The 14472-nt window shown below is 55.5% G+C and carries 12 protein-coding genes and 1 tRNA gene; 1 reads left to right on the forward strand and 12 read right to left on the reverse strand.

All coding sequences use genetic code 11. The annotated features are described in order from the left end of the window. The 12 genes from N1030_RS06700 to ftsH form a co-directional block, all read right to left on the reverse strand. On the reverse strand, positions 1–459 hold the full coding sequence (locus tag N1030_RS06700; protein ID WP_265828462.1) for a tRNA (cytidine(34)-2'-O)-methyltransferase: 459 nt from the start codon (positions 457–459) through the stop codon (positions 1–3). A 73-nt stretch (positions 460–532) separates the two neighbouring features. Then, the gene (locus tag N1030_RS06705) at positions 533–1777 is read right to left on the reverse strand and encodes an OmpP1/FadL family transporter (RefSeq protein WP_265828463.1); all 1245 of its coding nucleotides are present in this window, start codon (positions 1775–1777) and stop codon (positions 533–535) included. Between the two features lie 320 nt (positions 1778–2097). Continuing rightward, a complete protein-coding gene (locus N1030_RS06710) occupies positions 2098–3708 on the reverse strand; it encodes a response regulator (RefSeq protein WP_265828464.1) in 1611 nt (536 codons plus the stop codon). 4 nt (positions 3709–3712) lie between these two features. Next, entirely contained in the window at positions 3713–4099 is a 387-nt protein-coding gene (locus N1030_RS06715; RefSeq protein ID WP_265828465.1) for a response regulator, read from the reverse strand. Positions 4100–4225: 126 nt separating this feature from the next. After that, positions 4226–4612 carry a hypothetical protein gene (locus N1030_RS06720; protein WP_265828466.1) on the reverse strand — a complete coding sequence of 129 codons (387 nt, stop codon included), beginning with the start codon at positions 4610–4612 and terminating at the stop codon, positions 4226–4228. A gap of 64 nt (positions 4613–4676) precedes the next feature. Further along, positions 4677–7067 carry a replication restart helicase PriA gene (gene priA / locus N1030_RS06725; RefSeq protein ID WP_265828467.1) on the reverse strand — a complete coding sequence of 797 codons (2391 nt, stop codon included), beginning with the start codon at positions 7065–7067 and terminating at the stop codon, positions 4677–4679. Between the two features lie 98 nt (positions 7068–7165). Then, positions 7166–8038 carry a UTP--glucose-1-phosphate uridylyltransferase GalU gene (galU, locus tag N1030_RS06730; RefSeq protein WP_265828468.1) on the reverse strand — a complete coding sequence of 291 codons (873 nt, stop codon included), beginning with the start codon at positions 8036–8038 and terminating at the stop codon, positions 7166–7168. Between the two features lie 42 nt (positions 8039–8080). Next, entirely contained in the window at positions 8081–9433 is a 1353-nt protein-coding gene (glmM, locus tag N1030_RS06735; RefSeq protein ID WP_265828469.1) for a phosphoglucosamine mutase, read from the reverse strand. An 89-nt stretch (positions 9434–9522) separates the two neighbouring features. Beyond that, on the reverse strand, positions 9523–10425 hold the full coding sequence (locus tag N1030_RS06740; RefSeq protein WP_265828470.1) for a CdaR family protein: 903 nt from the start codon (positions 10423–10425) through the stop codon (positions 9523–9525). Between the two features lie 2 nt (positions 10426–10427). After that, entirely contained in the window at positions 10428–11177 is a 750-nt protein-coding gene (gene cdaA / locus N1030_RS06745) for a diadenylate cyclase CdaA (protein ID WP_265828471.1), read from the reverse strand. 54 nt (positions 11178–11231) lie between these two features. Further along, positions 11232–12089, reverse strand: a complete 858-nt coding sequence (gene folP, locus N1030_RS06750) for a dihydropteroate synthase (protein WP_265828472.1) — start codon at positions 12087–12089, stop codon at positions 11232–11234. Then, positions 12089–14089 (reverse strand): ATP-dependent zinc metalloprotease FtsH, encoded by a 2001-nt coding sequence (gene ftsH, locus N1030_RS06755; RefSeq protein WP_265828474.1) that lies wholly within the window; start codon positions 14087–14089, stop codon positions 12089–12091. Before ftsH ends, folP begins: the two co-directional genes overlap by 1 nt. A 216-nt stretch (positions 14090–14305) precedes the next feature. Here ftsH and N1030_RS06760 point away from each other — a divergent pair. Next, positions 14306–14400: transfer RNA gene (locus N1030_RS06760), tRNA-Sec, on the forward strand. The last annotated feature ends 72 nt before the right edge of the window (positions 14401–14472 follow it).

The following is a 14472-nucleotide window of genomic DNA, read 5'->3' on the forward strand; positions in this document are numbered from 1 at the left end:
CTAACGCCCGTCCAGCACACCCAGAGAGGCATAGGCCTGATACAGCACGATGCCCGTAGCAGTGGAAAGATTAAGACTGCGCACTTCGCCCCAGATGGGAATGCGCAGATGGTCAGAATACCGATCCATCAACGACTCCGGAAGCCCGCGCGTTTCCGGCCCGAAGACCAGAGCATCATCGGGAGTAAAAGCGAACTTGTGCACGGCCGCTCCCTTGCGGGCGCTTGTCAGCACATGTCGCTTTCCGACACCGCCACCCGCAAGATACGCTTCCCAGTCCGGCCACACCTTGACCTGCACATGCGGCCAATAGTCCAGACCTGCCCGCTTGAGATAGCGATCATCAAGGCTGAACCCAAGCGGTTCAATAAGATGCAACGGCGTCTTCGTGGCTGCGCACAACCGGGCCACGTTGCCGGTATTGGGCGGAATTTCCGGCTCGAACAATACTATCTGCATAAATCTTCCTCAAAATGAAAAGGCCGGTTCAGGAATGCACCCGAACCGGCCCGAAAAGCAAGCTCAAATCAGACTAGAACTTGTACCCGACGGTGATACCGTAGATATCGGTACGGGCATTCTTGGAATGGGAGTCGGGCTGAACACCGGTAACACCGACAGTGTTGCCATAATCACGGCCCTTCATCCACAGGTAGGTATAAGACAGGTCAAGGGTCCAATCCTGCCAGTTGAAGCCCACACCAGCGCTGTAAAGCTGACGGTCATTGCCGGGAATGAGGTAGTCAAGACGGTTTTCGTTAAGCGGAGACTCGTCGTAGGTGTAACCGCAACGCAGGGTCAGCCAATCCAGAGCCTTGTATTCCACACCGATGTTGTAACGCCACACGTCCTTCCAATCCTTGGGGGTAACGCTGGTGTAAGAAGAGGTGGGGCCGACAGGATCATCGAATTCAAAACGCAGTTCGTTGTATGTGGACCAACGGGTCAGCACACCGCCGACTTCGATGCTCAGATCCTTGGTGGGATAGTAGGTCAGGCCAATGTTCAGCATATCGGGCAGAACCACAGAGCCTTCCACATCGGTGTCTACAAGATTGAAGGGAGCGCCATAGTTGGTGGCAAAGGACAGGTCACCTTCTGCATTGATTTCAGCTTGGCTATGATAGCCCACACCGAACTTCCACTGGTCATTGATCTGGTACAGCAAGCCGAGAGTCAGCGCATAACCGCTGCCTTCAGCCTTGGTCTGGCTGAGGTCATCCGGCAGAGGAGCCGGAGAAAGGTTCATTTTCTTCTGAATATCCATTTTGACGTTGATATACTCAACACCAACGGCCAGAGAAAGCTTGTCGTTTACCTTGTAGGCAACGTTCGGATTGATGGAATAGGTCTGAATGACAGCTTCGGTCACGTTATAACGGCCTGCCCAGTCAGCATCGAATTCAGTGCCAAGACCGAAACGGCTGTACAGACCAACGCCGAAGGACCATTTGTCATTATACTTGTGCGTGACGTAGAAATGCGGAGGTACCCAGATATTGTTCTGGCCATGCACCTCGTTTCCATTAACGGAAACGTCCATGTTGGGCATGATGAAGGAAGCACCGGCAGCTATCTGCGTTCCTTCAAGCTGGGTAATACCGGCAGGGTTGGTTACGATGGTGGACGGATCGTCAGCGCGACCGATAACAGCACCACCGAGGGCATTGCCTCGGGCACTGTATTCATACAGAGCAAAACCGGATGCGGATGCGGAAGAAATTCCCGCCAAGACAAACAGCAAGACAGCGGCAACGGAAATTAGACGTCGCTTCATGAGTACCCCTTGAGTTCTCGTCCGATGACGCATGGCATCCCAAAATCCGGTGCCCCGGATCGTCACCTGCCTCCTTCAACGAAACGCACTTCGCCAGATTTGGCAGATCGCCAGCCGTCCCCTACGGCCATCAGACAACATTATAGAGCCGCGGCACCGTAACCCCTCGCTTGCTGGCAACGCAGCGGGTGCGGGCGGCCTCCTCCTACAGACAAACTCTCGGGGTTATAATAGGAACACTCTCACTTAGGCAACACGTTAGAGGGCACTTTTGCGAAAAAAATGAAGTGAAGATCACAAAAAAGCAACAGTCACACTCATTATTTCGCAAGCACTTGCTCAACTATTGATACCAGGAGGGTAAAATCAACAGGCTTCGATATGTATTCGTCCATGCCGGCTTCGAGAAACCGTTCACGGTCTCCCTTCATGGCGTGCGCCGTCATGGCAATGATGGGTATGTTTTTATCCACATCGGGACTCTTGGATTCCCTGATGGCACGTGTAGCCTGAACACCGTCCATATCAGGCATTTGAATATCCATGAGAATGAGGTCAAAGGTCTCTTTTACCATGGCTTCCAGAACAGCAACGCCATTATTGACGCAGACAACCTCATGTCCCTGCTTCTCAAAAAAGTACAGTGCAAGCTTACGGTTGATGATGTCATCTTCCGCAAGCAGTATCCGTAACGGACGTCCGATTCCCCTGATAGTAGGCATGCCTTCCATTGCCCCGGTTTCCTCGTCCTTTCCAGCCTTGCGGAAACTTGCGGTAAACGTGAATGTGCTTCCATGACCGGAGACGCTCTCCACCTGAATATCGCCCCCCATCTTACGGGCTATTTCTCTTGAAATGGAAAGCCCGAGCCCGGCTCCGCCGTATTTCTTGGTCATGAAGCTCTCGGCAAGAGAAAATGGCTCAAACACGTATTCCAGTTTATCTGCAGGAATGCCCACTCCGGTATCCCGAACCACAAAGGCAAGGGTCAGCTCCTTTCGGGTGCTCTTCACCTTATGCACGTTGAGCGTGACTCCGCCTCGTTGCGTATACTTAATGGCGTTGACCACAAGGTTGCTGATGACCTGTTTAAGACGGCCGGAGTCTCCGGAAATCACCTCAGGCACATCCTCATCCACGACGGACTCCAGACGCAAATTCTTCCAACGGGCCTGAACATCCAGAACCTTCAGAACATCTGAAAGCGTATCGCGGATTGTAAAGGCAGATTCCCTGAGCACAAGACGCCCCGCCTCGATACTTGACATATCCAGCAGGTTGTTGACGATGGCCAGAAGCTCTCTGCCTGCCTGCTTGATCATCTGCAGGTACTCAGTCTGTTCGGCAGAGGCCTCTCCTCCCAGAAGCAGATCCGTCAGGCCAATGATCCCGTTCAGCGGCGTTCGCAGTTCATGGCTCATATTGGCCAGAAACTGCGATTTTGCCTTGCTTGCTGATTCAGCTTCGTCGCGTGCCTGCTCCAATTCCGTGGTGCGGACTACCACCTCTTCTTCAAGGTGTTTCTGGTAGTCCTGTTTCTCACGACGCTGCTTTGCCTGCTCAAGCGACTTGTCTACGACATATTCGAGAAAACTCAGATCATGAATGGGCTTGGTAATGTAATCCCAGGCACCACGACGCAAAGACTCGATGGCGTCACGAATGACACCGGTGCCTGAAACAACAACGAGGGGAATATCAGGAGCGCGCGCGGAAAGTGCGCTAAGAACATCAAGCCCGTCCATGCCGGGCATGCGCAGATCAATGAGGGCAAGGTCAGGAGCCTGACGGGCAAACTCTTCCAGCCCGTCCTTGCCATTGGCTACTTGAATGACTTTATATCCACTGTCTTCCAGAAAGGCAGCCATGCTCTGACGCACGATGGTTTCATCATCAATTGCGAGTATGGTGCCTTTGCTGGTTCGTGACACGGCATCACCTTTCCATTCCGAGAATGCGATAGATGCCTTCCACCAAGTCATCCATATTTTGCAGGGGCTTGATGAAAATCTCGTCTCTGGTCACGCCTATTTGCATGAGCTCAAACGGTAGCTTGTAGTTGGTTGATCCGGTGTGAATAAGGTACTTGAGTTCGGGTTTCACCTCATGAGCCTTGATAATGAAATCATTCCCGCTCATTCCGGGGAGGCGCATATCAATAATGCCCACTTGCGGATTCACCCCCGCAAGAACCTCAAGACCTTCTTCCCCGCTTCCGGCGGTATGGACGACAAAACCTTCATCTTCCAGATAGGCTTCAAGGTTCTCACGAACCATTTCCTCATCGTCCACAACGAGGATTTCTATCGAATCGTTGGTCATTGATTCTCCCGACAATCCCACCCACTGAAACAACTCAACAGAGCATTTCGTTCAACATTCCACGCCGATACCAGAAACTATAACGTTTCATTACAAAGTACGCAACGCTGAAACGATTATTTTTCACTATTTCGATTTCCTGCGCATAATCACGCCTTCCTTACGCAATGCACACCAGAAAGGACGGGGATCATCCGTCATGATAGGCCGACATCTGGGGTTGGCGATATTGCAACGGCGCTTGTCAGTCTCGAAATAGAACGGACAGGCTCCGCATTCGAACACACGGATATCGGCACACTGTGCGCAGGAGGCATCCTCAACGCTACCTGCTTCATGAACGACCATTCCCGCAGGTTCAAGAGGACACCATTCGGGACGTCCGGTCTTGGCAACTTCAGCTGGTACCACTCGCGCAGCTTCACTGCTCACCAGCTTTGAAGCACCGCAGTGCCCCTCATCGGCAGACCAGAACATGGGACAATCCTGACACTTTCCTACCATCCAGATCATACTCTCTCCTTTCGTGGCCTCCTCTCGGAAGGGAAGCACCCACGAGACAGACCTTACAATACAATTACAGCATGTTAACAGGGTCGATGTCCAGCGACAAACGCATCTTTCCGTCTCTTGGGGCAGCCTGCCGCATCTCATGAAACACAGCCCTGATGCTCGTCCATTCCTGAGCCTTGAAAGCCCACTGAAAACGCTTGCGTCCGCGCAGCAGCGGCAAGGGGGAAGGAGTGTGCCCAAGAACAAGAACTCCGGCCGCTCTCCCCTTTTCCCGCGCCAGCGCCGTCAGACTCTCCATCCACTCCGCGCCCTGAGCCCAATCCGTCGGAAAACTGGCCCGAACAAGCGCCAATTTTACAAAAGGAGGATACCTGCGGCGCTCCCGACGACGAATCTCTTCCTCGAAAAATCCATCATAATCCGCATTGCGGACAAATTCCCAGCAATAGTGCGCAGGATCGCGGGTCTGGATAAAAACCCTGCCGCGTTTCTCACCGCGCCCGGCACGTCCGGAGGCCTGCACAAGCAACTGAAATGTCCGCTCAGCAGCCCTGTAATCAGGCAGATTCAGCCCCAAGTCTCCGTCGGCAATAATAGCCAGCGTCACGTTGGGGAAATGGTGCCCCTTGGACAGCATCTGCGTGCCCACGAGAACCTGCGCCTCTCCCCTGCCAAAGGCGTCCAGAATGGCTTCCATACGCCCGGGCCGTCTGGTGGAGTCCCGGTCAAGCCGAAGCACCTTCGTGCCGGGGGGCAATTCGTGAATCAGCCCCTCTTCAAGCTTCTCGGTTCCCTCTCCCATAGGCAGATAATGCAACCCCTTGCAGGACGAACAAGTCACCGGATAGGGAGTCGCAAATCCGCAATAATGACAAATCAGACGTTCCCTGCCCTTGTGGTAGGTCAGCCCGATTTCGCAGTGCGGACAACGCGCTACGGTTCCGCAATCAAGGCAGTACATGAGCGGAGCATACCCGCGCCTGTTGAGCAGGATGACAGCCTGTTCACCTCTGGAAACCGTTTCCTTCAATGCGGTGAGGCTGGACGCAGCCAGCAGGCCATCTGAAGGAGAAAGTCCCTTTATGTCAATCAGTTCGACATCAGGAAGCGTACCGCCTCCCACGCGGTCCGCCAGACGGGCAAGAGGAATGCGTCCCCCGCGGGCGGCATGGTAGGTCTTGATATCTGGTGTTGCCGAGCCCAGTACAAGCAGCCCGTTCACCTGCTGCATACGGAAGTGGGCAACCTCCTTGGCCTGATAAACAAGGCGCTCGTCCTGCTTGAAGGAGCCGTCGTGCTCTTCATCAAGGACAATGGTTCCCAGCTTCGGCACTGGCAGAAACAGCGCGGATCGCGTTCCTACAATGACGCAGTGGCTGTCACGCCCAGCAAGCGCCCTGAAGGTTTTCTCCCTTTCAGCCGCGGTTTGATAACCATGGAACAGAAATATGTCCGTACCGGTCAGTGCACTGCGCGCAGCACGTTCAAGCTTGCAGGCCAACGCCACTTCAGGAGCCAGCAGCATGACCGACCTGCCGCGCTGCAGAGTTCTGGCAGCCAGCTCAAGATACACGGCCGTCTTGCCGCTGCCGGTAATGCCATAGAGCAGACGGGTTTCCGGGCATGTGGCATCCAGCGCGTCGACAAAGCCATCCACGGCCTCCTGCTGTGCCTGCGTCAATTGGAATCCGGCATCATGGGCCGGACCGTCCGGCTCACTTTCCTCAGCATCAGGCATGGGACACGAGCAGGCCCATCCGGCCAGCGACTCAAGAGCTCCAACAGCAACCAGCCCGCGTTCCGCCAGCGCATTCAGGGCCTGGCCCGCCTGAGCACCGCACTGGCTCAGCACGGTCTTGCGGGAAACGGCTCCGTTCTCCCAAAGATACTCCAGCACTTCAATCTGACGCTTGGCAGAAGGCCTGACAGGCCATGGAGGATCCTGCGTGACGACACAGACTTCCTGCACCTCAGCATCGAATCCGGCATCCAGCACTTCCACATTGCCTGCGCTCCAAGCATCCCCCAGAATCGACCGCTCGACCAACGAGGCTTTACCCACATCCTTCAGGTACAGGGTTCTTGGCTTGCCTGAGCCAAGCACCCGCAACCGGATCTGCGAAGTTCGCAGTCCGGCCGGCAGCAGGCTGCCTAAGACTTCGCCCGGAGTAAGCAGATGACGCACGGCGAGCTGGCGCACCATTTCGAGGTATTCAGGAGTAAGAAGGGGCTGACGCTCCAAAGGCCACAGAGCTTCTTTCACCTCGATTCCCGCCGGAGCCGCCGGAGCCTGTACGTCCATCACTACCCCGACACGTAATCCACCCGACTTGCCAAGCGGTACGGCGACCCGCATACCCGTCTTCCACAAATCGGCGGGCAACCACGCAGGTCTCGCGTAGCTCAGATTGGCAAAGGGAGGGCTTAGAAGAGCAATGGAGAGCAGTGTAGACATACGGAATTACCAGACAAGCGAAAACATTTTCTGAAAGGCGGAACAGACAAAACAAGCGACAAAGAAAAAAGGGCGGCCACCGGGACCGCCCCTTATCATCAACATTTCCAAGGCAGAAGCGGTTTAAGCTGTTTTACCAGATCATCCCGTATTTCCTCATCTTGCAGGGCAAAGTAGATGTTGGCAGTAAGATACTCAGCCCAGTCGCCCACGTCAAAGCGCATACCGCGCATCTTGACAGCGAGAAGCCCCCTGCCCTTGGCAAGGGTGCCCAGAGCATCCGTGAGTTGAATCTCGCCACCTGCGCCGGGCAAGGTTTTCTCAAGCGCGGGGAAGATATCCTGCGTAAGTACGTAGCGGCCGACAATTGCCAGACGGGAAGGCGCCTTGTTGGCAGCAGGCTTTTCCACAAGATCCGTCACACGATAGGTTCCGGGGGCGACTTCCTCGCCTGCGACAATACCGTAACGGCTTACCTTGTCGGGCTCCACTTCCATGACGCCCACAACAGGCAGCCTTTCCGCCGCAGCCACATCCATGAGCTGCTTAAGACCGGGCTCCATACCGAACATCAGGTCATCACCCACCATGACGCCGAAAGCTTCTTCGCTCACCACATGCTTGGCGCACAATACCGCGTGCCCCAAACCGAGCTGCTGCTTCTGACGAATGGAGATGATGTTCACCATGTTCGCCACTTCACGGATGACATCCAGCATGCCCTTCTTGCCGGCGCGCTCCAGAATGCCTTCCAACTGCAGGTTGTGATCGAAGTGATCCTCAATGATCTTCTTGTCACGGTTGGTGACAAAAACCACGTCGTTCAGACCGGAACGCATAGCCTCTTCCACAACATACTGCACGGCAGGTTTGTTGTAGACGGGCAGCATTTCCTTGGGGATATTCTTGGTGGCAGGAAGAGAACGGGTTCCCCAGCCTGCAACGGGAATCACGACCTTGCGAATGTTCATTGAGCGCTCTCCTTTCAGAAAATAGACAGATAACAGTCGAGGCTACTTCAAGTGCGCCTGCACGGCCTCAGCCAGATACGAGGCGAGACGGCTGACCTGATCGGAATGCTCCCCTTCAACCATGACACGGCACACAGCTTCAGTACCGGAGTATCTGAGCAGCACGCGCCCCCTGTCACCCAGTTCTTTCTCCACCTTTTCCTTGGCCGCCATGACTTCCAGGCTCTGCTCAAAGGGGATTTTCCTGCGCACATGCACGTTGATCAGTTCCTGCGGGAACAGCTGCAGCAGACCGGCAAGCTCTGAAAGAGGCTTGTCCCTTTCTTTCATGATACGCAAAAGCTGAAGAGCTGCAAGCAAACCGTCACCGGTAGTACCGTAATTCATGAAGATAAGGTGGCCGGATTGTTCACCGCCCATGGCGGCACCTTCACGACGCATGGCCTCAACAACATGACGGTCGCCAACGGCAGTGCGAAGCAGGCGTCCGCCGCGCTCCTTCATGAACACTTCCAGAGCCATGTTGCTCATGACGGTGGAAACCAGGGTATTGTTGGTCAGCTCTCCGCGTTCCATCATATCCAGAGCGCAGATGGCCATAATCTGGTCGCCATCCAGCACCTGACCCTTCTCATCCACCACGATGAGGCGGTCGGCGTCACCGTCAAGGGCAAGGCCGATATCCGCACGGGTCTCAACAACCTTCTCGGCGGCCACGCCAGGGTACAGCGAACCGCACTGCTGGTTGATATTCACGCCATCAGGAGAAACACCGATCTTGATCACGTCCGCGCCCAGCTCTTCAAGGGCAAGGGGGGCAACGCGGTAGTTGGCGCCATGGGCGCAGTCAAGCACAATGCGCATCCCGTCCAGCGTAAGATGGCTGGGGAAGCTGTTCTTCAGGTATACGATGTAGCGTCCCGGGGCGTCGTCAATGCGGTATGCACGACCAACCCGTTCAGGAGCCGGATAATCCCACTTATGGTCCATGTTCAGGACCATATCGGTGATGGCGTCCTCGGACTCATCAGGCAGCTTGAATCCCTGACGGTCAAAAAATTTAATGCCGTTATCCACAAAAGGATTGTGTGAGGCGGAAATGACAACGCCAAGGTCGGCCCGCATATTGCGGGTAAGGAAAGCGATGGCCGGAGTGGGAAGCGGCCCAACGAGAAAAACGTCCATGCCGGAAGCGCAAAGGCCCGAAGTCAGCGCGGTTTCAAAAATATAGCCGGAAAGACGGGTATCCTTACCGATCACCACCCGGTGGCGTTTCTTCCCGTTCCGGAAAAAAGTACCCGCAGCAAGCCCCAGACGCAGGGCAATATCGGGCACCATGGGATACACATTCACCTGACCGCGCAGTCCGTCAGTACCAAACAGCCTTTTTCCCATCTGTTCATATCCTCTTGTAAATTCACATAAACCAAAGGCGCATTCCGGCCTTCAGTCAATATACGATTCGAAGCAGCGGCAGCAGTACGCTATCTGCCGTCGATTGTCACTGTCAGGGTACTCGGCTCGGCTGATTTGAGCCATATCCCTTCCGGTAAATAGAGCCTGTATGGCAAGGTATGCGTTCCCGCCTCAAGCGATTCCGGAACAACCAGCTCCACCCGCACTTCATCAAACAGCGACTCATTACGGCTCTTGGACTCGGGCACTTCAAGACGCAGGTTCACCTTACGCGACTTGGCCGAAACCTTCATCCCTTCCGGTGCACTGATCTCTACGGTCCGCTTGACGGTCTTGGAAACAGTCTTAATACCGAGAAGCATGGCCACCTTGACCTGCGCCGGATTCGCCTCAAGTCCGTCCGGCGGATCAACAACCCCGGCCACTTCCACCACTCCGGCCTCCGTCACTTCCGGCACCGTGGCGATCACATCCACCTGCTTCACTTTGGCAAGCAGGCTTGAAGCACCACGAAGGGTAACCGTTTCCGGGGTGACGGTTGAGCGGGACACCCTGATATCAGCAGGAAGCGCTCCGGCCACCTGAATCTTCACCGGCACCTCGCGACTCTCAATGGCATCCACGTTCAGAGTCAAACGGGATGGTCTAAGTTCGACCACTTCATACGCGCTGCCCAAGGGCACTCGCTCCGGCAGAATGTTTATGACATTGAGCCCCGACGTAAGACCGGAAAGATCAAGGGAATAAGCAAGATTCCGCTCGCTGAGCCCCCTGAGCAACCCCTTGGGGGCACGAACGCGAACATCGACTGTAGGCTCCAGGCCATTCGTGACCACAAGATTGGCGGGCATGCCTTTCATTTCAATACGCAAGGTGGTCCAGGCTTCCACCTCTTCACGGCCGGAAACCATGTACCACAGCGTACAGGACATCAGCAGCGCCAGCAGAAAGTATTGCCAGTTTCCGCGCATGATTATCGCTCCAGAGCATTGCGCAGCACGCGCTTGAGTCTCGTGGCGTCCAGCGCCGTGGTCAGCTTGCCGCCAATGGAAACCGTAACGGCTCCCCGCTCTTCCGAAACCACAATAGCTACGGCATCACTTTCTTCGGTAATGCCCATGGCTGCACGGTGTCGAGTACCGTATTCAGGTCTGTCCTGCGGAGAAACAGCCAGAGGCAGAATGCACCCGGCCGCACCAAGCCTGCCGCCACGGATGACCACAGCACCGTCATGCAGAGGCGTGGAGGTTTGAAAAATGGAGATGAGCAGTTCCTTGGTCACCTTGGCATCAAGCGGAATACCTCGCTCCACGGTGTCACCGAGAGGAACGTTGCGCTCAAGCACCACAAGGGCACCCACTCTGCGTTGCGCCATGCTGAGCACGGCCCCGACCACTTCATTGAGCAGGTCATCTTCCACCACTTTCTTGCGCCAGAAACCCCGGGCTCCCATTTCCGTAAGGGCCCGACGGATATCACGCTGAAAGAGCACGATGATGACCAGAAAGATGGAACCAAGGAAATTGGCGAGCAACCAATGCAGGGTGTACAGCCCGACTTCTTCGGAAACGAAATACACCACCAGCACAAGCAGAAGCCCGTAAATGGCGGAAACGGCGCGTGTGCCTTTAACCATCAGAATGATCCGATAGAAAAGCAAAGTGACCAGGCCGATATCCACTATATCGCGCCAGCCAACACTGATATCGCCAATCTGCAGCATCGCGCAGCCGCCCCTCGGTATTGTTATCGTTATCCGTTGCCGGTTTACTCGTCCTTACAAAGCCAGAGCCTCGGCCACTTTCAGCGTCTGCACAGTGAGAGCCACATCGTGCACCCTGTGGGCAAATACGCCGCGTGAGGCCAGAATTGCCGTGGCAGCCTGCGTGGCATTCTGCCGCTGACCGGCAGGCGCATCGCACAGCGCTCCAAACATGGATTTATTGGAAATACCTGCCATGAGTGGCAGTCCCAGCGAGGCAAAGCGGTCCATCCCCCTCAGGAGCGCGATATTGTGCTCCAGCGTCTTACCAAACCCCACGCCGGGGTCGAGCATGATTCGGGACTCCGGTACGCCTGCCGTGATTAATTCTTTCAGTTTTTTCTCGAAAAAGTCCAGAATTTCCTCAACCACATCTGCATATTCAGGAGCCCGTTGCATGTCCTTGGGTCTGCCAAGGCTGTGCATCAGCACATAGCCCGGCTTGTACTGCCCCAAAACATCGAGCAATCCGGGATCAAAGGTAAACGCCGAAATATCGTTGATGATCTCCACTCCGGCATCAAGTACCGCAGCAGCAGTGCCCGCCTTGTACGTATCCACCGAAATAGCCCACGGCAAACCGTTCTCACACCGCATGCCCTGGAGTCCTTCAACGACAGGGAGCACACGCGCCAGTTCCGCTTCAAGTGGAACCGGATCGGCATAGGGTCGCGAAGATTCGCCGCCAATGTCCAGCACATGCGCACCAGCCTCGGCCTGCTCACGGGCATGAGCAAGGGCCGCATCACGTTGCAGGAATTGCCCTCCGTCATGAAAGGAATCCGGCGTAACATTCACGATGCCAAATACGAGAAAAGGGGCAGGGCCTAACGACCTGCCCCCTTTGATTTTCCATTCTACCGGGGAGAGCATCAACGCTTTTCTCCATCCTCGCTGTTCTTGTCCTGCGGCGTCTCTTCCTCAAGGGTGAAGTCACCACCACGGGAAGCGTTGTCCCGCTCTGCTGCAGGTGCAGCCACAGGGCGCGAACCGGAAGACTGCTGGTCGCGGTAGGCAGCGGCAGCCTTGGCAAAGGAGTCGCGCTCGGGCTCAACGGGAGTGGCCACAACCTCCGCAGGAGGCAGGTCCTTACCCGCGAGAAGCAGGTCGATATCTGCACCGCTGATGGTTTCACGTTCCAGCAGGGCGTCGGCGATCTTGTGCAACGCGTCCAGATTCTCTTCAAGCAGCTGACGGGCACGCTGACGAGCCTCTTCCATGATGCGCTTCACTTCGGCATCAACGAGACGCGCGGTTTCCTCGCTGTAGTTGCGGGAATGCGCCCATTCACGGCCGATGAATACTTCTTCGCCTTGTTCGCCGATGTTCATGGGACCGATGGCGTCGGACATACCCCATTCGCAGACCATCTTGCGCACCATCTTGGTGGCACGTTCGATGTCGTTGCCTGCGCCGGTGGTAATTTCGTTGAAGATCAACTCTTCAGCCACACGACCGCCGAGGAACACCACAAGACTGTTTTCCAGATAGGTGCGGGAGTAACCATGGCGGTCACCTTCCGGCAACTGCATGGTCACACCCAGAGCACGGCCTCTGGGAATGATGGACACCTTGTGAACAGGATCGGTTTCCGGCAGCAGAATGGCGGTAAGGGCATGACCGCCTTCATGGTATGCGGTAACTCGCTTCTCATGATCGCTCATCACGAGGCTGCGGCGTTCCTTACCCATGAGGATCTTGTCCTTGGCCATTTCAAAGTCGTACATGTTGACCTGGTCCTTGTTGTTCTTGGCAGCCTGCAGGGCTGCTTCGTTCACAAGGTTTTCAAGGTCGGCGCCGGAGAAACCGGGGGTGCCCTTTGCCAGCACCTCCATATTCACATCCTTTGCCAGCGGCGTACGCTTGGCATGCACTTCCAGAATATGCTTGCGGCCCTTCAGATCAGGCGTGGGAACCACAACCTGACGGTCGAAACGGCCGGGACGCAGCAGTGCGGGGTCCAAAACATCCGGACGGTTGGTCGCGGCGATAAGGATAACGCCTTCGTTGGATTCAAAGCCGTCCATTTCCACCAGCAACTGGTTCAGGGTCTGCTCACGTTCATCGTGACCACCACCGAGACCGGCACCGCGCTGACGGCCCACGGCATCGATTTCATCAATGAAGATCAGACAGGGAGCATTCTTCTTGCCCTGCACAAACAGGTCGCGCACGCGGGAAGCGCCCACGCCTACAAACATTTCCACAAAGTCGGAACCGGAAATGGAGAAGAACGGCACGCCGGCTTCACCTGCTACGGCGCGGGCCAGCAGAGTCTTACCGGTACCGGGAGGGCCCACCAGCAGCACACCCTTGGGGATGCGACCGCCAAGGCGGGTGAATTTCTTGGGGTTGGAAAGGAAGTCCACCACTTCGGTAAGTTCTTCCTTGGCTTCGTCCACGCCCGCCACATCGTCAAACGTGACGCGGGTCTGCTCCTGTGACACAAGCCGTGCCCGGGAACGCCCGAACGACATGGCCTTGCCGCCGCCGCCCTGCATCTGACGCATGAAGAACACCCACACGCCGATAAGCAGCAGCATGGGGAACCATGATACGAGCAGTGTCATGTACCAGGGAGCATCTTCCTGCGGCTGCGCGTTAACGCGAACGCCGTGAGAAAGAAGGCGCTGCACCAGCTGCGGATCTTCCGGTGCAAAGGTTATTATGGTGGAACCATCCTGTTGTCTGGCAGAAAGCTTCTGCCCCTGAATGTCCACTTCGGTCAGCTGGCCGCCGTCCACCATCTGCAGGAATTCGGTATAACTAACCTTACCCTGCTGGGTCTGCGGCTGGCTGAACAGATTGAACAGGACCACCATAAGAACGGAAATGACGGCCCACAGTAGCAAATTCCGTGAAAACTGGTTCAAGAGTCTATGCCTCCGAGTTTCGTTTCGGACAAATTCTGAGCTTGAATTGTTATTATTAAGGTCTAGTAATCGGTTTGACAATGACAAGAATAGCGTTTTTTTATGAATTCTCAACCAACTAAACAAGATGTATCAAAATGGTGCAAGCCGCTTGCCGGTTATTACAAAACCTGCTAGACATTCCCGACCTTTGAGGAATTCCTCAATACACCGATCGGAAGCGTTTCGTAACCGGTGTTGCGCCCGGTCTTCAAAACCGGTGGGGTGGCAGAGATGTCCCCGGTAGGTTCGACTCCTATACGCTTCCGCCAGTGAATTCAAAGCCCCAGCCCATGGGGCTTTCACTTTTTGAAGCTCCCCCCTTCCCGCATTCAACCTCCTTA

This window comes from Desulfovibrio mangrovi (assembly GCF_026230175.1).
Classification (GTDB): Bacteria; Desulfobacterota; Desulfovibrionia; order Desulfovibrionales; family Desulfovibrionaceae; genus Halodesulfovibrio; species Halodesulfovibrio mangrovi.